Below are 18,459 nucleotides of genomic sequence, written 5' to 3' on the forward strand. Positions count from 1 at the left end.
TCCTCAGGCCGGCATCTATGCTGGAGACGGAAACCCGGCCAAGAGAGCACCATGCGTCAACGCCACCTACTGCTGTACCTGCTATGGGCCTGCACACTCGGGGCGCAGGCTGGCGAATTGCGCCTGGTGACCGGTGACGACTATGCCCCCTTCACCGACCGGCAGTTACCCGGCGGCGGCCTGCTCACCCAGGTGGTGATGGCCGCACTGGCCGAACAGCAGCAAACGGCAAGGCTGGATTGGCGGCCCTGGATACGGGGCTACAAGATGACGCTGGAAGGTGAATACGACGCCACCTTTCCCTATGTCCGTACCCAGGAACGAGAGGCCGACTTCCACTACTCCGAGCCGCTCTACCAGGTGCAGCAACATATCTTCAGCCGTGCCGGCGAAGCCTATGAGCCAGAGCAGTTGCCCGCCCTGCGCGGCAAGCGCTTCTGCTACCCCCTTGGCTGGCAGCCGCCCAAACCCCTGCAGGAGATGGTCGAGCGTGGCGAGCTGACCCGGCATGAACCCAGCGGGCTGGATGAGTGCGCACGCCTGTTGCTGCTGCGGCGGGATGATTTCTTTGTCGCCGATGCCCGCCTGGGCGAAACCTCATTGCAGCTCAGCGGTGCGGCGCGCGACCAGTTCCATCGTTCCCAAGGCATATTCCCCAGCAATGCCCTGCATTTGCTGATCCCCCGCCACCATCCTCAAGCTCAAGTGTTGCTGAATGACTTCAACCAGGGCCTGGCCTCGCTACACAGCAGTGGCCGTTACCAGAAGCTGCTGGACCAGCTCGTCCAGTAAGCACTGGCCAGACAGCAGAAAGCCCGCACAAGGCGGGCTTTCCGACAGAGCACGACAGACTCAGGCGCGCTTGGCGGCCTGCTCACGGCAGGCTTCGCCGAAGGCCTGGAAGATCTTCACCGAGTCCGGGTTCTGCGCAGCTTGCCACTCCGGGTGCCATTGCACGGCCAGGGTGAATTGCGGCAGCGCCGGCATGTGAATGGCTTCGATCAGGCCATCTTCCGCGTAGGCCAGCGGCTCCAGGCCTTCGCCCAGCTTGTCCAGGCCCTGACCATGCAGCGAGTTGACCTGAATCTCGTCACCCACCAGCTTCTGCAGCCAGCTGCCATCGACGGGGCGTACGCCATGCACCTGGGCGTACTGCACATCGACCGGATCATCGCTGTCTTCGCGGTGATCGTTGTAGCCGTCCAGGCTGTAGACCTTCTGGTGGATGGTGCCACCGAGGGCCACGTTGATTTCCTGCATGCCACGGCAGATGGCGAAGATCGGCAGGCCGCGCTCGATGGCCTTGCGGATCAGCGGCAGATCAAAGAGATCACGGTTCTTGTCCTGACCTTTGTCCGGCGTGAGGTTTTCCTGACCGTAGAGGGCCGGATCGATGTTGCTGCCGGCACCGGTGAGGTAGATGCCATCGACCATGTCGAGGTACTGGTCGACATCGTCCGGGCCGCAGCAGGTAGGCGCCAGCAGCGGTACACAGCCGGAGAGTTCCACCAGGGGCACGATGTATTTGTGGGTCATGACCTGATAGTCGTGACCTTTGCGCTCCTGATGTCCCATGGACATGAGCACAACGGGTTTACGCGGGGTATTGCCAGTGTTCTTGTTGGACATACGTCACCTTGAGGCAGGTCGGACCTGCCGTTGCTTGGCAGGAAGGGCCATCGGCGTGGCGCTGCTTCCTGTTTATTGCGGGTTCCGCCTGTCCAGGCGGCAGACCTGAAGTCTTGAGCCTGAGCATGAAGAGAGTCGCTGCCGGGTGGTCTGCAACGGCGTTTTGCCGGACCACACGCGGGAGTTGGGCGGCGCGAAAGCCTGCCCGCGACGGCTCTCTGGCAGTCGGAACCGTGCAGCCAGTGTGGCCAGAGGCGTAAAAAATGTCAAACAATCGCCGTTTAAATGTCACAGAATCCGACCACCAACCCGGACTGAAATGACCGCAAATCCAGGCGAATAGGACTTCACAGGCTGATTAACCGAGATAGAAGGAAACGCTGCCAGTCCAATATTTTTAACGCGAGGCAGACAGCGAAGCAGGCGACGGCCGTGATGGCCGTCGCGCGGAGCGGGCTCAATCGAGCTTGAGCACCTTGGCCAGAATGATCTTCGGCCCTTTCATCTTCTTGACGATGATGCGCAGGCCTTCGGCCTCCAGCACCTCTTCCTCTTCCGGCAGGCGGTTGAGGCTGTCATAGACCAGGCCGGCAAGCGTTTCGGCCTCGATGTGATCGAGGTCGATGCCGAGCAGGCGTTCGATCTTGAACAGCGGCGTGTCACCACGAACCAGCAGGCGGCCGGGCTGGTAGGCCAGTACGCCGCGCTCGGCCTTACGGTGCTCGTCCTGGATATCGCCGACCAGCACTTCAAGCACGTCTTCCATGGTCAGGTAGCCAATGACCTTGTGATCGGCCTCCTCGACCAGAGCGAAGTGCGAGCCACCCTGGCGGAACTGTTCGAGCAGCTGGGCCAGTGGCAGATGCTTGGACACCCGCTCCAGCGGGTGAGTCAGTTCGGACAGGTCGAACGACTCCGGCATGCTTTCCAGCGCCGACAGCGCCAGCAGCAGGTCCTTGATGTGCAGCAGGCCGACGAACTCTTCCTTGTGGCTGTCGTACACCGGGTAGCGACTGTACTTGTGCCGGCGGATCACGGCGAGGATATCGGCCAGCGGCAGGTCGTGTTCAAGGCTGACAAGATCTTCACGGGAGTTGGCCCAGTCAACCACCTCCAGCTCACCCAGCTCCACCGCCGAGGCCACCACGCGCAGCCCCTGGCTGTCGTCATTTTCCTGAGCGCGGCTGGAGTGCAGGATCAGTTTCAGTTCATCACGGCTATAGCTGTGCTCGTGGTGCGCACCCGGCTCGCCTTGGCCAGCCATGCGCAGGATGGCGTTGGCGCTGGCATTGAGCAGATAGATGGCCGGGTACATCAGCCAGTAGAACAGGTACAACGGCGCGGCAGTCCACAGCGACAGCAGCTCGGGTTTACGGATCGCCCAGGACTTGGGCGCCAGCTCGCCAACCACGATGTGCAGGTAGGAAATGATGAAGAACGCGGTGAAGAACGCGATGCCATGCACCAGCTTGGGCGAGTCGACACCCAGGTAGCTGAGCACGGGGGTGATCAGCTCGGCGAAGGCCGGCTCCCCCACCCAGCCAAGGCCCAGCGAGGCCAGGGTGATGCCCAGCTGGCAGGCCGAGAGGTAGGCATCCAGCTGACGATGAACGGTGCGCAGGATATGTCCGCGCCAGCCATGCTGGTCGGCAATTTCCGCCACCTTGGTGGCGCGCAGCTTGACCATGGCGAACTCGGCAGCCACGAAGAAACCGTTGAGCAGCACGAGAAACAGAGCAAAGAAAACCAGGCCGAGATCGGCAAACAGGGCGGACGTTTCGAGTGTGGGGGAAGGGTCCATAAGGCTTTATGTTTGTGGAAGACCGGCTAAGGGTGAGGGTTGGGGACCTGCATTGCAAGGTTGCAGCCCTTCGAGAGTCGCTCAGTGGGGCTCCTGGACCGCCTGCGCTGGGAAATGACAGCTGAACAGACTGCCATGACCGAGACTGCTGCTGATCGCCAGCTTGCCGCGGTGGCGCAGCAGCACGTGCTTGACGATGGCCAGGCCAAGACCGGTGCCGCCGGTGCTCGAGGAGCGGCTGGCATCGACGCGATAGAAACGTTCGGTCAGGCGCGGGATGTGTCGCGCCTCGATGCCGATGCCACTGTCCTGTACCGCCACATGAATGCCCTGGGCATCCTGCCAGGCGCGAATGCACACACTGCTGCCATCCGGACTGTACTTCACAGCGTTGAAGGCCAGGTTGGAGAAGGCACTGCGCAGCTCCGCCTCGCTGCCACGCAGGCTCAGGCCCGGCTCGACCTCCAGGCTGACCTGATGCTGGCGGTTGGCCGAGAGGGCGATGGCGTCATTGCGGATGCTCGTCAGCAAGGGCTCCAGCTGAATCGGCAGGCTGTCCGAGGGGTAGTCGGTGGCCTCCAGCTTGGCCAGCAGCAACAGGTCATTGAGCAGGTTTTGCATTCGCACGGCCTGCTGCTGCATCTGTTGCAGCGGTCGCAGCCAGCGCGGATTCACCCCTTCGACGTTGTCGGCGAGGGTTTCCAGGTAGCCGGTGATCACGGTCAGCGGCGTGCGCAGCTCGTGGGACACATTGGCGACGAAGTCCTTGCGCATCTGTTCCAGCTGATGCACGCGGGTCACGTCACGCACCAGCATCAGGTGCTCGCAATTGCCATACAGGGTGATCTGGATCTGCAGGCGCATGCGCTCGTTGATCGGCGAAGGCAGCTCCAGCGGCTCGCTGTAGTTCTCCTCGGCAAAGTACTCCTTGAAACGCGGATGACGCACCAGGTTGCTGATGGCCTGGCCACTGTCCTGCGGGGTCTTGAGGCCGAGCAGCTGCTCGGCGGCGATGTTCCACCACTCCAGGTTGCCATCGCTGTCGAGCATGATGATGGCGTCGCGCAGGGCCGCGGTGGATTCCTGCACACGGTCGATCACCGCCTGCAGGCGTCCGCGGGCGCGCTGATCACGGCGCTGCAGGTGATAGATGCTGTCGAACACTTCACCCCACAGGCCATGGCCATCGGGCGGCGGCTCATCCACCTGCTTGCGCTGCAACCACTGCTGCAGGCGCAGCAGCTGCCAGAGGGTCCAGCCCAGGTAGGCGGCCAGACCGACTACCAGCGTCCAGGCATACTGGCCGCTGAGCACACCCACCAGCAGGCAGGCGCCGAGCAAAAGAAGCAGGCGACGCACCAGGCCGCCACGCCATTGTTGTTTCACGCTGAGTCCTTGTTGCGAGTGGCCACTGAATTTGCCGGGCAAAGCGCCAGGCCAGAGCGGCTGAAGCAGGCAGTTTACAGGGACGTCATCAAGTGCGCCCGCAGCCTGCTACCAAGGTTCATGCCAGTGGCGTGTATCAGGCCTTGGTGGAGAAACGATAGCCGGTGCCGCGTACCGTTTGCACCAGATTCTCGTAGACCTCACCCAGGGCCTTGCGCAGCCGGCGGATATGCACGTCGACCGTGCGTTCCTCGACATAGACATTGCCGCCCCAGACCTGATCGAGCAGCTGACCACGGGTATAGGCGCGCTCCTGATGGGTCATGAAGAACTGCAACAGGCGGTATTCGGTGGGGCCCATGTCGGCCGGCTTGCCGTCGATGGTGACGCGGTGGCTGATCGGATCAAGCAGCAGGCCACCGACTTCGATCGGCGTTTCGTTGTCACTGGCACCGGCGCGGCGCAGCACGGCCTTGAGGCGGGCCACCAGTTCACGCGGCGAAAACGGCTTGGTGATGTAGTCGTCGGCACCGACTTCCAGGCCCTGGATCTTGTTGTCCTCTTCACCCTTGGCGGTGAGCATGATGATCGGCGTGTCGGCGGTCAGCTCGTCGCGCTTCAGACGGCGGGCCAGTTCGATGCCGGAAGTGCCGGGCAGCATCCAGTCGAGGAGGATCAGGTCGGGCTGGCGGTCGACGATCAGCGCGTGAGCCTGCTGGGCGTTGTCCGCCTCCAGACAGTCATAGCCGGCCATTTCCAGGGCGACGGCAATCATTTCACGAATCGGTGCTTCGTCATCAACGATCAGGATGGACTTACCAACCATGGCGGGACCTCAGGGAACTGTCGGTTACTGCGCCGCATTAGATAACGGAATTATTGCAGGGTTGTGACAGCCTGTACGCCCCGCCCGGTGCCTCAGGACAGTGGTTCAGCGCAGGGCGTAGTCGGCGATCAGTCCGAGCAGAATCAGCAGGCCGGCCCAGTGGTTGTGCAGGAACGCCGCGAAGCAACTGGCCGCGTCACGCTGACGGGTGCTGACAAACTCCCAGAGGAAGCAGGCCGCCGCGCCCGCCAGGCCCAGATAGAAGCACAGACCCAGGCCAAACTTGCTGCCGGCCAGCAGCAGACAGGCCAGCGCCAGCCCCTGCAAGGTGAGGATGATGACGCGGTCAGCGTCACCAAACAGGATGGCGGTGGATTTCACCCCGATCTTCAGATCGTCCTCACGGTCGGCCATGGCGTAGTAGGTGTCGTAGGCAACCGTCCACAACAGGTTGGCCAGGTACAACAGCCAGGCCTCGGCAGGCACCGTGCCGGTCTCCGCCATAAAGGCCATCGGCATGCCCCAGGAGTAGGCAGCACCGAGCACCACCTGCGGGTAGTAGGTGTGCCGCTTCATGAACGGGTAACAGGCCGCCAGCGCCGCGCCGCCGAAGGACAGCCAGACGGTATTGGCATTGGTGAACAGCACGAGCAGGAAGCTCAGGCCAACCAGCACGGCGAACAGCATCACTGCCTCACGCGCACTGACCCGGCCGCTGACCAGCGGGCGGTGCTGGGTGCGGCTGACGTGGCCGTCGAAATGGCGATCGGCGAAATCGTTGATGGCGCAGCCCGCCGAGCGCATGAGGATCACGCCCAGCGTGAAAATCAGCAGATTGCCCAACGACGGCACGCCCTCCGCCGCTACCCACAGCGCCCAAAGGGTCGGCCACAGCAGCAGGTAGATGCCGATCGGCCGGTCCAGGCGCATCAGGTGGATAAAGGCTTCGGCGCGGGGATGCAGGCGCGCGACACTGGCCAGGGCTTTCTGGTACATGCGGGACTCCGTCGGAATTGCGCCGATTATAGAGTCAGGCCGGCCTGGCGTTGCCACAGGGCCGGCAGAAACACCTCCGCCACCAGCAGGCCCAGCTGTTCACGGCGAAAGCAGGAGCGCCGCGCCCACAGAGCATCTTCGCGCACGGCCGCCGGTAGCCAGGTGGCCGGGTAGTGGCAGGCCTGCAGCTCACCGCGGGTAAACGCGCTGTCGCTGAACAGCAACTCGCCCAGCGAACGGCTGCCGAGTGTGCGCAGATCAAAGCCGGACGCTTCCAGCGCCGGGCGCGAGGCCACGCTACGGGCAAACACCCAGGGCTGACCGCCACCCTGCAGGTACACCTCGCGCACCCAGCCTTCGGTACCGACAAGCACGCCGAGGGCCTCGCACTCATCGTCACGCAGAACCTGCCAGCCCTGCTGCAGCGGCTCGACAGTAAATTCGCCCGCAGCCAGCGCTGTCAGTCGGCGGGTTAGCGAACCCTGATCGAACAGCCAGTCATGCTGCAGCGCACTGGGCAGCTCCTGCAGTTGCCCGGCATTCAGCCAGCACGGGGAATGGGCAAGGTCAGCGTTGGACACGAATCACGCCAGTCGAGAAAAAACGGGGCGGGCAGCTTATCATGTTTGCCTGCCGGCCCCGGCCACCCCCGACTTAGGGATGGCGGTTCGGCGAGCACTTGCGTCCACCGTGGCGCATCAGTACAACGCGCAGTGCGCGGTAGTCCGACAATCCAATGCCGGCGCAAGCAAGCCTGAACCGAGGTAGTAGTTGATGAAGAAGTGGCAGTGTGTGGTGTGTGGCCTGGTATATGACGAAGCCAAGGGCTGGCCGGATGACGGCATCGCCGCCGGCACCCGTTGGGAAGACGTGCCGGCCGACTGGCTGTGCCCGGACTGCGGCGTCGGCAAGGCCGACTTCGAGATGATCGAAATCGCCTGATTCGCGACTGCTGGCAACCCGGCGCCCACTCGGCGCGCCGGGCATTCTCTGCGGCGGTGTTCTTTTCCGCCGCTCCGGCGTCCATCGACGCCAACCCTGAACCCCTGAATTGCAAGGAGTCGTCATGAACGCACCCGTGGTGATCGTCGGTACCGGCCTGGCCGGCTATAACCTGGCCAAGGAGTTCCGCAAGCTCGACAGCGAAACCCCGCTGCTGCTGATCACCGCCGATGACGGACGCTCCTATTCCAAGCCGATGCTGTCCACCGGCTTCGGCAAGAACAAGGATGCCGACGGCCTGGCCATGGCCGAGCCCGGCGCCATGGCCGAGCAGCTCAAGGCTGAGATCCGCACCCACACCCGGATCACCGGCATCGACCCCGGCCACCGCCAGCTGTGGATCGGCGAGGAAGCCGTGCCTTACCGCGACCTGGTACTCGCCTGGGGCGCCGAGCCGATTCGCGTGCCGGTCGAGGGTGATGCCCAGGCACTGATCCTGCCGGTCAACGATCTGGAAGACTACGCGCGCTTTCGCAGCGCCGCCGCCGGCAAGCAGCGCGTACTGATCCTCGGCGCGGGCCTGATCGGTTGTGAGTTCGCCAATGACCTGCTGCTTGGCGGCCTGCAGGTTGAACTGGTGGCACCCTGCGAACAGGTCATGCCCGGCCTGCTCCATCCTGCGGCGGCCGCCGCCGTGCAGGCTGGTCTGGAAGGTCTGGGGGCACGCTTCCACCTCGGCCCGGTGCTGGCCTCGCTGAATCATGAGGGCGATGCCCTGTGCGCGGAGCTGTCCGACGGCACGCGGATTCCATGCGATTTGGTGCTGTCCGCCGTCGGCCTGCGCCCACGCACCGCACTGGCCGAACAGGCCGGCCTGGCCTGTGGCCGCGGCATACAGGTCGATCGCCAGCTGCGCACGTCCCACGCCAATATCTACGCCCTGGGCGATTGCGCCGAGGTCGATGGCCTCAACTTCCTTTACGTGATGCCGCTGATGACCTGCGCCCGCGCCCTGGCACAGACCCTGGCCGGCACGCCGACAGCCGTCAGCTACGGCCCCATGCCCGTCACCGTGAAGACGCCGGTGTGCCCGCTGGTGGTGTCCCCGCCACCGCGTGGCCGCGAAGGCAGCTGGAGCGTGGAAGGCAGTGGTGCCGACCTCAAGGCACTGTGCCGCGATGGCGACGGCGCCCTGCTTGGCTATGCACTGACCGGCACGGCCGTGCAGGAAAAACTGGCACTTAATAAGGAATTGCCGGCGTTATTGGCCTGATTGTCAGGTCTTCTGTCGGATTTGCCCTATACAAGGGAGGATTAATTGTCCGACAAGACTGGCCAAGGCCACCTCGGCATGCCATTCTCGACGCTGCTCGCCGCAGGCTAGAGCCTGCGCCGCTTCAGGCGTCGCTCGGGAAGAGCAGTACGACAGACAACAACAACAAACCGTCAACGAGGCAATTATGCGTAAACCGGAACTCGCCGCCGCTATCGCGGAAAAGGCCGATCTCACCAAGGACCAAGCCAACCGCGTCCTCAACGCCGTGCTGGAAGAAATCACCAATGCGCTGAACCGCAAGGACAGCGTGACCCTGGTGGGCTTCGGCACCTTCCTGCAGCGCCATCGCGGTGCCCGCACCGGCAAGAATCCGCAGACCGGTGCCGCCGTGAAGATCAAGGCCAGCAACACCGTCGCCTTCAAGCCGGGCAAAGCCCTGAAAGACGCCGTCAACTGAGTTGCCTGCCCGCAGCCAGCCGGCTGCGGGCCTCTCCCCTCCCCGCTCGATCGCCGCACGTTCTGCACATTTCCCCTCGAAAGACCGGCTGTAGTGGCCGCGACAAACCGCTACAATGCGCCGCCCCTGCCCCTCCACACCCACCCTTTCATCGAGGCTGCGCGCATGAAATTCCGCTTTCTTCTCTGGATGCTGGGCCGCCTGATGGCCAAAGCCAGCCGCCAGAACCCCGCATTCCAGGAACAACTGGCCGGCAAGGACCTGGTATTCCAGCTGCATACCCTGGACGGCAAGCTGGCCCGTCACTACATCGTCAAGGATCAGCGCGTGGTCAGTCAGCGTGGCAAGGCCGAGAACCCGGCATTTGCCCTTGGCTTCAAGGATGCCGCCTACGGCTTCGCCACCATGACTTCGAAGAACAAGCAGCTGGCCTTCATGCAGGGCATCCAGAACAAGGACATCCAGATCCAGGGCAACCCCATGCTGGTCATGTGGTTCCAGGGCCTGATGAAGCACCTGATGCCCAAGAAAAAGAAGCCTGAGCAGAAGGCTGCCTGACTTTGCCGGGGCGGCGCTGGCAGGCGCCCGCCCAATTCGCTAGCAGGCTGTTGAAAAACGTTAGCGAGGCAGCCTGGCCTAGGCAAAACAGCCGAAGAAGCGCAGTTTACGAGCTGTAAATGAGCATTCTGAGGCTGTTTCTAACAACGGCCAGGCAACAGAGGTAGTTTTTTCAACAGCCTGCTAGGCTCTGCGCTGAACTTCTCGTCATAGAGCCTTTGCCATGCGCTCCCTGGTCCTTTGCTGCACCCTCCTGGCCACCCCCGTATTGGCCGCTCCAGCTCAACCCGCCGCCCTCGAACCCGTGTTTGCCATGGCCGGCATCCGCCTGCTCTGCGAGCAGAGCGCGCCCCTGATCCAGCGCGGCCTGGAGCCGGCGCAACACCCGCAGGTGAGCAAGCTGTTCGGTGCCGATGCCCTGTGCGACGACCTGGCGCGGCGAGTCGCTCCGCAGCTGCAGCAGGCCGAACTGGAACAGGCACAAGCCCTGCTCGACAGTCCCCTGGCAGAGCGTTTTACCGCCGCCGAGCGGGCCGTGGGCGAAGAGCCCGGTGGGCTGAAAACCTATACCGAGCAACTGGCTAGTCGCCCACCGCGTGCCGAGCGCGTGGAACTGGTGCACCAGCTGGATCGGCAGGCCCACACCAGCGAGCTGGCCACCCTGCTGCGCTACGAGGCCGGCAAGACCCAGGCCTGGCTCAGCGTGCTCAAGCGTGGGCAGAAGATCGACGAGCAGACCCTGACCACGCAGACGGCCAAACAGCGCGAGAGCCTGCAGCAGTCCAGCCAGAAAGGGGTCGAAGCCTTCATGCTGTATGCCTACCGCGGCATGCCCAGCCCGGAACTGGGCGAGTACGTAGCGCTGTATCAACAGCCCGCCGTGAAGAAGCTGCTGGACGCCACCCTCAAGGCCTTGCCCGAAGTGTTCGCCGCGAAGCGTCAGCAGCTGAAATGAAACAGGGGGCCACAGCCCCCTGTTTTCTTACACCCGCGCCTCAGTGCGCCGGGTGGAATTGCGAGGCCAGCTCACGTAGCGCGGCCTCGGCTTCCAGTACCTTGCTCACCGCCTCCTCGGCCTTGTCGCGCGGAATCTCCAGGCGCTGCAGCAGGCTGTCGGGAATCTCTCCGGCCAGGCCGCTGCCGATACCGCGCTGACGCAGCAGGTTGACCGCCAGGTAGATCAGGTTGGCGTAGGCGCTGTGGCTGCCGCTGTAGTGAGGATCGTTCTGGAAACGCAGGGCGGTGGCCAGCTCCTCCGGCATATCCCAGAAACGCATCAGCCAGCTGCCGATCTGCTCGCGGGTAATGCCCAGCAGGTGCTGCTCGACATAGGGCGCGGCGAGGTGCGGATTGACCTCCAGATGGCGGCAGATCAGCGAGAAGTGCGGCGGAAACACATGCGCCAGCACCAGATAGCCGAAGTTGTGCAGCAGGCCGCCGAGGTAGGTCAGACCGGCCTCCGGGCGCTCGCCACGGGGCATGGCACGGGTCAGCCCTTCAATCACCGCGGCGGTGTAGATCGCCTGCTGCCAGTAGGGCGTGGTCTGTTGCGGCTGGTCCTTGGGCAGGCTGAGGGTCTTGCCCAAAGCGAGACCGAGAGCCAGGTTGATCACCAGATCGAAGCCCAGCACGCGGACGATGGCGTCCTCCACCGAGCGGATCTTGCCGGGCGCCGCGTAGTACGGCGAAGCCGCCCAACTGACCACCTGCGCGGCCAGCGCCGGATCGGTCTCGACCACGCCGGTGATGTCATCCACCGTGGCATCCGGATCGACGCGCAGCTTGACAATCTTCTGCGCGGTTTCCGGCAGCGGCGGAATCTCGATGGTTTCTTCCAGACGCTGCTGGATACGGCGCGCCGTGAAATTCTGCACCGCCAGGGTAATCTCGGCACGGTCGTCGTCGGGACGGTCGAGGTTCGGACGGATATTGGCCAGCGGTTCGCCAAAGCGCGCGGCACTCGCCTTGGCCAGCAGCGGCTTGAAGTCGGCACTGGCGATTTCCAGCAGCAGCCCGGGCGTACCGGAGTCCAGCAGCAGGGTCTCTTGCTGCAGCAGACGCTCGTCATACAGGCAGGGCGAGCTGGTCAGCGGCGGCAGGGCCGGCAGGCTGTGCAGATCGTGCTTGCCGAGCATGCGCTCCAGGCGCTCGGGTTTGACCGCCACCAGCTTGCGGCCGGTGAGTTCGGCCAGGCGAGCCAGATCGAGCAGTTGATCGCGCGGAAACAGCGCCAGCAGGGCGCCCACCGCGTCGTCCAGGAGGACCGCCTGCACCCGCTGCGCCGGGTCCTGTTCGGCACATTCGGCCACCGCCCGGTAGGCAATGCCGACCTTGGCCAGCAATTGCTGGATCATCATCGGAACCTGCGGCGTGGTATCGGGGGCGAGGGCGACTTCGGTCATGACGGTAACTCGGCGGCGATCATTTTCCGCAGTATAACCAGCCCCATGCATTGCGGGTGTGGCGGTCGTCGATTGCTTCACACTTGACCATATTGCTGGCCATGCCGCAGCCAGCGCTGCAGCAGCGGGCTGACCCGCTCCGGCCAGCGCGCCAGGAGCTCCTGGGCGGCATCGCGCACCGCCGGCAGCAGCTCGGCGTCGCGCATCAGGTCAGCGACCTTGAACTGCAGCAGGCCGGTCTGACGGGTGCCGAGCATCTCGCCGGGGCCTCGCAGCTCCAGATCCTTCTCGGCGATCACGAAGCCGTCGCAGGTCTCGCGCATGATCCCCAGGCGTTCACGCCCCAGCTGTGACAGCGGCGCGTGGTAGAGCAGCACGCAGTGGCTGGCGGCGCTGCCGCGACCAACCCGGCCGCGCAGCTGATGCAGCTGGGCCAGGCCCAGCCGCTCGGGGTTCTCGATAATCATCAGGCTGGCATTGGGCACGTCGACGCCGACCTCGATCACCGTGGTGGCGACCAGCAGCTGCAGCTCGCCGCGCTTGAACTCATCCATCACCGCCGCCTTCTCGGCAGGCTTCATGCGGCCGTGGATCAGGCCGACGCGCAGTTCGCCCAAGGCCGCCGACAGCTCTTCGTAGCTGGTCTCGGCAGCCTGGCAGGTAAGTTCCTCGGACTCCTCGATCAGCGTGCACACCCAGTAGGCCTGGCGCCCTTCGCGGCAGGCAATGCGCACCCGCTCGACCACCTCCAGGCGGCGGCTGTCGGCGATCACCAGGGTGTTCACCGGCGTACGCCCCGGCGGCAGCTCATCGAGAATCGACGTGTCCAGGTCGGCGTAGGCGCTCATCGCCAGCGTTCTGGGGATGGGCGTGGCCGTCATGATCAGTTGGTGCGGGCTGAGACGACCATCGATACCCTTGTTGCGCAGCGCCAGACGCTGCTGCACGCCGAAGCGGTGCTGCTCATCGATGATCACCAGCGCCAAGCGCTTGAACTGCACCTCGTCCTGGAACAGCGCGTGGGTGCCGACCACCATCGGCGTGCCGCCGGCGATCTGTTCCAGCGCCGCCGCGCGTGCCTTGCCCTTGAGCTTGCCGGCCAACCAGGCGACCTCGATGCCCAGCGGCGCCAGCCAGCGGCTGAAGTTGAGGAAATGCTGCTCGGCGAGAATCTCGGTCGGCGCCATCAGCGCCACCTGATAGCCGGCCTCCAGCGCCTGCAAGGCGGCCAGCGCGGCGACCACGGTCTTGCCGGCACCGACGTCGCCCTGCACCAGTCGCAGCATCGGCTCTGGCTGGCTGAGGTCGTAGGCAATCTCCTGGCCGACCCGGCGCTGCGCCCCAGTGGGCTGGAAGCCGAGGTTGGCAATGAAGCGCGCCGGCAGCGTCTGCGCCGGCGGCAGGACGGGCGCGCGCTGGGCGCGCAGGGTTTCCCGCAGGCGCTGCAGCGACAGCTGGTGAGTCAGCAGTTCCTCGAACACCAGGCGCTGCTGGGCCCAGTGCTGTCCCTCGGCGAGGGCGTCGAGATCGGTATTCGGTGGTGGCCGGTGCAGAGTACGCAGGGCGTCGGCCAGAGGGCCGAGCTGGTACTGCGCGATCATCTCGGCCGGCAGCCAGTCCGGCAAGCTGTGCGGCCCGAGGCGGCCCAGGGCCTGCTCGCTGAGCTGGCGCAGGCGCTGCTGGGTCAGACCTTCGGTGGTCGGGTAGATCGGCGTCAGGGTCTGCTCCACCGGCGCCGACTCGTCACCCTGCTGGGCGCGGTATTCCGGGTGATAGATTTCCAGGCCCGTCGCTCCGGGGCGCACTTCACCGTAGCAGCGCAGCGCCGTGCCGCGCTTGAGGCCGTCCTTCTGCGCCTGGCTGAAATGGAAGAAGCGCAGGCTGAGGGTGCCGCTGCCATCCTGCAGGCGCACCAGCAGGCTGCGCCGGCGGCCCATGACCACATCGGCGCCAGCCACGACCCCTTCGACCACGGCATCCTGGCCGGGACGCAAGGCGCCGATGGGCGTGATGCGGGTGCGGTCCTGATAACGCAGTGGCAGATGGAACAGCACGTCCTGCAGATTTTCCAGGCCCACGCGGGCCAGCTTCTCGGCCAGCGCTTCACCCACGCCCTTGAGTGCCGTCACCGGCACCTGCGCCAGTTCGGTCATGCGGAGGGCGCGCGCGCCACCGAACACAGGCGGATGGAGTCGGCGAGGATCTCGATCGCCTTCGGCCTCGGGAAGCTGGCACGCCAGGCAATGGCCACGGTACGGAAAGGCACCGGCCCGGCGAAGGGACGCACCTCGATCACGCCGGGCGCATAGTGGTGGCTGTCCACCGCAGAGAACGGCAGCACCGACACACCAAGCCCCGAGGCGACCATGTGGCGGATGGTTTCCAGCGAGCTGGATTCGACCGTGATGTGCTTGGCCTCATCCTTGCCACGGGTGGTCGGGCAAGCCTCCAGCACCTGGTCGCGGAAGCAGTGGCCTTCGCCGAGCAGAAGCAGGCTCTTGTCGTTGAGCAGCTCGTTCTCGATGGCCTTCTTGGCCGTCCACGGATGGTTGGCCGGCATCAGTACGTAGAAGGGTTCGTCGTACAGCGGCAGGGTCAGCACGTCGGCCTCCTGGAACGGAAGGGCGATGATCACCGCGTCCAGCTCACCGGTGCGCAGCTTGTCGCGCAGCACGTGGGTGAAGTTTTCCTCGATGTACAGCGGCATGTCGGGAGCAACCCGGTGCAGCTGCGGGATCAGATGGGGAAACAGGTAGGGGCCGATGGTGTAGATGGCACCGACCTTGAGCGGCGCAGCCAGCTGGTTCTTGCCGGCCTGGGCCAGCTCGCGGATGCCCTGAGCCTGCTCCAGCACCTTCTGCGCCTGGGCGACGATGCCCTCGCCGGTCGGTGTCAGGCGTACCGCCGTCTTGCTGCGTTCAAAGATCAGAACACCGAGCTCGTCTTCCAGCTTCTTCACCCCGACCGAGAGGGTGGGCTGGCTGACGTGGCAACGCTCGGCAGCACGGCCGAAGTGCTGCTCCTGGGCCAGAGTGACGATGTAGCGCAGCTCGGTGAGGGTCATAGTCAAATTCCATTGATTTGAGGCTAAGCATAGCCTCGCTCGTCAATGGAACCAACCCGGCAAGCGGGTGAAATCGCCCGAATTAGCCGCGTTTAAGCTCATAGACAATAGGCGCCACGATCTCCAGACGGCCATTGCTCAACAGCTCGCTGGGAGGAGGCGGCAACGGCTGAGCACGGCGAATCAGGTCCTGGGTGGCACGATCAAGCAGACGATTGCCCGACGGGCCGACCACGGCGTACTCCAGTACACGGCCCTGGGCATCGACGGTAAAGCGCAGCTTGCAGATGCGCACGCCCTCGCGCTCACGGCGCTTGGCCGCTTCCGGGTAACGCTTGTAGCGGCTGAGATGGCTGAACAGTTCGCTCTGCCAGGTCGGCACCGCCTTGCTCGGCGGGCTGGGCGGCGCGGTCTGGGCAGCCTTGGGCGCACTGGCCGGGCGCTGCTGAGCCATTGGCGGAGTGACGACCGGCGGCTGCGGTTTGGGTTGCACCTTGGGCGGCTGTGGCTTGGGTTTGGGCTTGTAGATAGCCAGCTTCGGCTTGGGCGCCTCCACCAGCTTGGGCTCGGGCGCCCTGACAACCGGCTGCGGCGGGGGCGGCGGTGCCACCACCGGCTGCGGCGCCAGCTCGACCATAATCGCGGCGGGCGGTAGCTCCATCGGCGGCAACGGGGCGTGCCAGAACCAGGCCCAGTAGCCCAGCCCCAGATGCAGGGCTAGGATCAGCAGCAGGCTGAATGCCCAGGTCGGCACCTGGCGCCACGCAAGGCTCACGACCGGCCTGCCGTTTCCAGGCCAACCAGGCCGATCTTCAGGTAGCCGGCGCCGCGCAGGGCGTCCATCACTTCCATCAGGCGCGCATAGTCGACGCCCTTGTCGCCGCGCACGAAGATGGTCTTGTCCTTGTCCTGCGCGGTGCGCTGGTCAAGCTGGGCACCCAGCTCAGCCTGCTCCACCGGGTCTTCACCGAGGAACAACTCGCCGTTGTCCTTGATGCTCAGGTAGATCGGTTTGTCCGGGCGTGGCTGCGGCTTGGCGGTGGAAGCCGGCAGGTCGATCTTCACGTCCACAGTCGCCAGGGGCGCGGCGACCATGAAGATGATCAGCAAAACCAGCATCACATCGATGAACGGCGTGACGTTGATCTCGTGGTTTTCCTGAAGGTCGTCGCCTTCGCTGAGGTGCAGGGCCATGCCGGGCTCAGCCTACCTTGACCACATGCGGCTGCACGCGTTCGGGCTGCTGCGGCTGGTCGAGGTCGCGGCTGACCAGCAGCAGCACCTGCGCCGAGGCATCGGCCACCTGCGCCTTGTAGGCGCTGATCGAGCGGGCAAACACGTTGTAGATGACCACTGCCGGAATCGCCGCCACCAGGCCGATGGCCGTGGCCAGCAGGGCTTCGGCGATGCCCGGCGCCACCACCGCGAGGTTGGTGGTCTGGGTTTTGGCGATACCGACGAAGCTGTTCATGATGCCCCAGACGGTGCCGAACAGGCCTACGAAGGGTGCCGTGGAACCAATGGTAGCCAGTACGCCGGTGCCCTGATTCATCTGCCTGCCACTGGCGGCGACCAGGCGCTCCAGACGGAAGGCCACTCGCTCCTTGATGCCATCCTTGGACTGGGTGCCAGCGGACAGACGCAGCTCTTCCTGAGCGTCAGCGATCAGCGTCTGGCTCAGGCTGCGGTCACCCAGGCCAAGTGCAGCAGCCTGATTCAGGCTGCGCAGGCCCTTGAGAGCAGCCAGCTCGCCACGAAGACGGCGACGCGCGAGAAGAATTTCCAGGCCCTTGGCCAGCCAGATGGTCCAGGTAATCACCGAGGCCAGGGCCAGGCCGATCATCACGCCCTTCACCACCACATCGGCGTTCTGGTACATGCCCCAGGGCGACAGGTCATGGGCAAGCACCTCGCCTTCGCTGAGGCTCTCCTCGCCGCCGGCGGCCGACACGTCCACCGAACCGCCAGCGTCCTCGCCAGTCGCCGGCGCACTAACCGGAGCGGCAGCTGCAGGGGCAGTTACCGGGCCAGTCTCGGCCTGAGCCGGCAAAACGCCCAGCAGCAAACCGCCGAGCAGGACGGACAAGGTGAAGCGACGGGCAATGGCGATAGTCATGAGGCGGCCCTGCGTTGGGTAAATGGCGACACATGGGTGTTGCTGAATATTATTGCAAATCCTTCTCATTAACAGAAGTGCTTTATTCGCAATCTGTACCTGACCTCGCCTGCGGGGTAGCCTGTTGGGGCATTCAACACTGGAGCCACTATGTCCCCGACCCTGTTGATCGCCGGCTGCGGCGATGTTGGCAACCGTCTGGCCGAGTCACCTATTTTGGCCGAGTGGACGCGTTACGGCTTGCGGCGAGATGCCTCGCGACTTTCTGTCGCAGCCCTCCCGGTGCCCGCAGACCTCCAGCAGAGCACGCGGCCGGCAGCCTGGCCAACCGGCGCCATCGACTACCTGGTGTACTGCGTGGCGGCCGGGCAGAGCGACGAAGCCGGTTATCGCGCCGCCTATGTGGACGGCCTGCAACGTGTGCTCGACTGGCTGGCGCAGAGCGGGCAGCGCCCTCGTCGCCTGCTGTTCGTCTCCAGCACCAGCGTCTACGGCCAGCAACAGGGCGAATGGGTCGATGAAACATCGCCGGCACTGGCCGAGGGGTTCTCCGGGCGCATTCTGCGTGAGGCCGAGCAGCTGGCACTGGGCAGCAGCATCCCGGCCAGCGTGGTGCGCCTAAGCGGCATCTACGGCCCCGGCCGGCAGTGGCTGCTCAATCAGGTACGCCAGGGCTACCGGGTCGCGACCGAACCACCGCTGTATGGCAATCGCATCCATGCCGACGATGCCGCCGGCCTACTGGCCTTCCTGCTGGATGCCGACTGGCGCGGGGTGGCGCTGGAAGACTGCTACATCGGCGTCGACGACGAGCCCGCTCCGCTACACGAAGTGGTCGAATGGCTGCGTGGCGAGCTGGGCGTCACCCAGTGGAGCGACACCGCCCAGGTACGTCGTGCCGGCAGCAAGCGCTGTCGCAACAGCCGTGCCCGGGCACTGGGCTGGGCGCCGCAGTATCCCAGCTATCGCGAAGGCTACCGGGCGCTGCTGCAAGGCTGAGGCCCGC

General features: G+C 64.8%; 19 protein-coding genes. 7 read left to right on the forward strand and 12 right to left on the reverse strand.

Annotated features, from left to right (window positions below; translation table 11 throughout):
• Window positions 1–51: 51 nt before the first annotated feature.
• A complete protein-coding gene (locus HNP49_RS14700) occupies window positions 52–792 on the forward strand; it encodes an ABC transporter substrate-binding protein (protein ID WP_184684487.1) in 741 nt (246 codons plus the stop codon).
• A gap of 60 nt (window positions 793–852) precedes the next feature.
• Here HNP49_RS14700 and HNP49_RS14705 read toward each other — a convergent pair whose 3' ends face one another.
• The 6 genes from HNP49_RS14705 to HNP49_RS14730 all read right to left on the reverse strand — a co-directional run bounded on the left by HNP49_RS14705 (window position 853) and on the right by HNP49_RS14730 (window position 7,219).
• Complete coding sequence (locus HNP49_RS14705) at window positions 853–1,629, reverse strand: gamma-glutamyl-gamma-aminobutyrate hydrolase family protein (RefSeq protein ID WP_184684488.1); 777 nt, start codon at window positions 1,627–1,629, stop codon at window positions 853–855.
• Window positions 1,630–2,086: 457 nt separating this feature from the next.
• On the reverse strand, window positions 2,087–3,430 hold the full coding sequence (locus HNP49_RS14710) for a hemolysin family protein (protein ID WP_184684490.1): 1,344 nt from the start codon (window positions 3,428–3,430) through the stop codon (window positions 2,087–2,089).
• Between the two features lie 81 nt (window positions 3,431–3,511).
• Window positions 3,512–4,816 (reverse strand): phosphate regulon sensor histidine kinase PhoR, encoded by a 1,305-nt coding sequence (phoR, locus tag HNP49_RS14715; protein WP_184684492.1) that lies wholly within the window; start codon window positions 4,814–4,816, stop codon window positions 3,512–3,514.
• 136 nt (window positions 4,817–4,952) lie between these two features.
• On the reverse strand, window positions 4,953–5,642 hold the full coding sequence (gene phoB, locus HNP49_RS14720; RefSeq protein ID WP_184684494.1) for a phosphate regulon transcriptional regulator PhoB: 690 nt from the start codon (window positions 5,640–5,642) through the stop codon (window positions 4,953–4,955).
• A gap of 105 nt (window positions 5,643–5,747) precedes the next feature.
• Window positions 5,748–6,638, reverse strand: coding sequence for a 4-hydroxybenzoate octaprenyltransferase (gene ubiA / locus HNP49_RS14725; RefSeq protein WP_184684495.1), 891 nt, complete (start codon window positions 6,636–6,638; stop codon window positions 5,748–5,750).
• Window positions 6,639–6,664: 26 nt separating this feature from the next.
• On the reverse strand, window positions 6,665–7,219 hold the full coding sequence (locus HNP49_RS14730) for a chorismate lyase (RefSeq protein WP_184684497.1): 555 nt from the start codon (window positions 7,217–7,219) through the stop codon (window positions 6,665–6,667).
• A 193-nt stretch (window positions 7,220–7,412) separates the two neighbouring features.
• On the opposite strand from HNP49_RS14730, the gene HNP49_RS14735 reads away from it, so the two are divergent.
• From HNP49_RS14735 to HNP49_RS14755, 5 genes are all read left to right on the forward strand, one after another.
• A complete protein-coding gene (locus HNP49_RS14735; protein WP_095941208.1) occupies window positions 7,413–7,580 on the forward strand; it encodes a rubredoxin in 168 nt (55 codons plus the stop codon).
• 124 nt (window positions 7,581–7,704) lie between these two features.
• Complete coding sequence (locus HNP49_RS14740) at window positions 7,705–8,853, forward strand: NAD(P)/FAD-dependent oxidoreductase (protein ID WP_184684499.1); 1,149 nt, start codon at window positions 7,705–7,707, stop codon at window positions 8,851–8,853.
• A gap of 58 nt (window positions 8,854–8,911) precedes the next feature.
• Window positions 8,912–9,313 carry an HU family DNA-binding protein gene (locus HNP49_RS14745; RefSeq protein ID WP_260407209.1) on the forward strand — a complete coding sequence of 134 codons (402 nt, stop codon included), beginning with the start codon at window positions 8,912–8,914 and terminating at the stop codon, window positions 9,311–9,313.
• 165 nt (window positions 9,314–9,478) lie between these two features.
• Window positions 9,479–9,871 (forward strand): SCP2 sterol-binding domain-containing protein, encoded by a 393-nt coding sequence (locus HNP49_RS14750; protein WP_184684501.1) that lies wholly within the window; start codon window positions 9,479–9,481, stop codon window positions 9,869–9,871.
• Between the two features lie 223 nt (window positions 9,872–10,094).
• On the forward strand, window positions 10,095–10,826 hold the full coding sequence (locus tag HNP49_RS14755; protein ID WP_184684503.1) for a hypothetical protein: 732 nt from the start codon (window positions 10,095–10,097) through the stop codon (window positions 10,824–10,826).
• A 40-nt stretch (window positions 10,827–10,866) separates the two neighbouring features.
• On the opposite strand, the gene HNP49_RS14760 is transcribed toward HNP49_RS14755, so the two are convergent.
• From HNP49_RS14760 to exbB, 6 genes are all read right to left on the reverse strand, one after another.
• Window positions 10,867–12,273, reverse strand: a complete 1,407-nt coding sequence (locus HNP49_RS14760; RefSeq protein WP_184684505.1) for an aminoacyl-tRNA deacylase and HDOD domain-containing protein — start codon at window positions 12,271–12,273, stop codon at window positions 10,867–10,869.
• Between the two features lie 77 nt (window positions 12,274–12,350).
• Window positions 12,351–14,426, reverse strand: coding sequence for an ATP-dependent DNA helicase RecG (gene recG / locus HNP49_RS14765; RefSeq protein ID WP_184684507.1), 2,076 nt, complete (start codon window positions 14,424–14,426; stop codon window positions 12,351–12,353).
• Entirely contained in the window at window positions 14,423–15,337 is a 915-nt protein-coding gene (locus tag HNP49_RS14770) for a hydrogen peroxide-inducible genes activator (protein ID WP_184684510.1), read from the reverse strand. The genes recG and HNP49_RS14770 overlap by 4 nt, the downstream gene beginning before the upstream one ends.
• Window positions 15,338–15,419: 82 nt before the next feature.
• Window positions 15,420–16,112: an energy transducer TonB gene (locus HNP49_RS14775; RefSeq protein ID WP_184684512.1), complete on the reverse strand. Its 693-nt coding sequence runs from the start codon at window positions 16,110–16,112 to the stop codon at window positions 15,420–15,422.
• Window positions 16,109–16,531, reverse strand: a complete 423-nt coding sequence (gene exbD, locus HNP49_RS14780) for a TonB system transport protein ExbD (protein WP_184684514.1) — start codon at window positions 16,529–16,531, stop codon at window positions 16,109–16,111. The genes HNP49_RS14775 and exbD overlap by 4 nt, the downstream gene beginning before the upstream one ends.
• Window positions 16,532–16,538: 7 nt before the next feature.
• Complete coding sequence (gene exbB, locus HNP49_RS14785; RefSeq protein ID WP_184684516.1) at window positions 16,539–17,453, reverse strand: tonB-system energizer ExbB; 915 nt, start codon at window positions 17,451–17,453, stop codon at window positions 16,539–16,541.
• Between the two features lie 150 nt (window positions 17,454–17,603).
• On the opposite strand from exbB, the gene HNP49_RS14790 reads away from it, so the two are divergent.
• Entirely contained in the window at window positions 17,604–18,452 is an 849-nt protein-coding gene (locus tag HNP49_RS14790) for an NAD-dependent epimerase/dehydratase family protein (protein WP_184684518.1), read from the forward strand.
• The last annotated feature ends 7 nt before the right edge of the window (window positions 18,453–18,459 follow it).

Source organism: Pseudomonas fluvialis, assembly GCF_014207935.1.
Classification (GTDB): domain Bacteria; phylum Pseudomonadota; class Gammaproteobacteria; order Pseudomonadales; family Pseudomonadaceae; genus Aquipseudomonas; species Aquipseudomonas fluvialis_A.

Excerpts from the sequence above, each read along its gene's own strand:
- HNP49_RS14700 (WP_184684487.1), top strand. The coding sequence starts at position 52 with ATGCGTCAACGCCACCTACTGCTGTACCTGCTATGGGCCTGCACACTC.
- HNP49_RS14705 (WP_184684488.1), bottom strand. The coding sequence starts at position 1,629 with ATGTCCAACAAGAACACTGGCAATACCCCGCGTAAACCCGTTGTGCTC.
- HNP49_RS14710 (WP_184684490.1), bottom strand. The coding sequence starts at position 3,430 with ATGGACCCTTCCCCCACACTCGAAACGTCCGCCCTGTTTGCCGATCTC.
- phoB (WP_184684494.1), bottom strand. The coding sequence starts at position 5,642 with ATGGTTGGTAAGTCCATCCTGATCGTTGATGACGAAGCACCGATTCGT.
- ubiA (WP_184684495.1), bottom strand. The coding sequence starts at position 6,638 with ATGTACCAGAAAGCCCTGGCCAGTGTCGCGCGCCTGCATCCCCGCGCC.
- HNP49_RS14735 (WP_095941208.1), top strand. The coding sequence starts at position 7,413 with ATGAAGAAGTGGCAGTGTGTGGTGTGTGGCCTGGTATATGACGAAGCC.
- HNP49_RS14740 (WP_184684499.1), top strand. The coding sequence starts at position 7,705 with ATGAACGCACCCGTGGTGATCGTCGGTACCGGCCTGGCCGGCTATAAC.
- HNP49_RS14750 (WP_184684501.1), top strand. The coding sequence starts at position 9,479 with ATGAAATTCCGCTTTCTTCTCTGGATGCTGGGCCGCCTGATGGCCAAA.
- HNP49_RS14755 (WP_184684503.1), top strand. The coding sequence starts at position 10,095 with ATGCGCTCCCTGGTCCTTTGCTGCACCCTCCTGGCCACCCCCGTATTG.
- HNP49_RS14760 (WP_184684505.1), bottom strand. The coding sequence starts at position 12,273 with ATGACCGAAGTCGCCCTCGCCCCCGATACCACGCCGCAGGTTCCGATG.
- recG (WP_184684507.1), bottom strand. The coding sequence starts at position 14,426 with ATGACCGAACTGGCGCAGGTGCCGGTGACGGCACTCAAGGGCGTGGGT.
- HNP49_RS14770 (WP_184684510.1), bottom strand. The coding sequence starts at position 15,337 with ATGACCCTCACCGAGCTGCGCTACATCGTCACTCTGGCCCAGGAGCAG.
- exbD (WP_184684514.1), bottom strand. The coding sequence starts at position 16,531 with ATGGCCCTGCACCTCAGCGAAGGCGACGACCTTCAGGAAAACCACGAG.
- exbB (WP_184684516.1), bottom strand. The coding sequence starts at position 17,453 with ATGACTATCGCCATTGCCCGTCGCTTCACCTTGTCCGTCCTGCTCGGC.
- HNP49_RS14790 (WP_184684518.1), top strand. The coding sequence starts at position 17,604 with ATGTCCCCGACCCTGTTGATCGCCGGCTGCGGCGATGTTGGCAACCGT.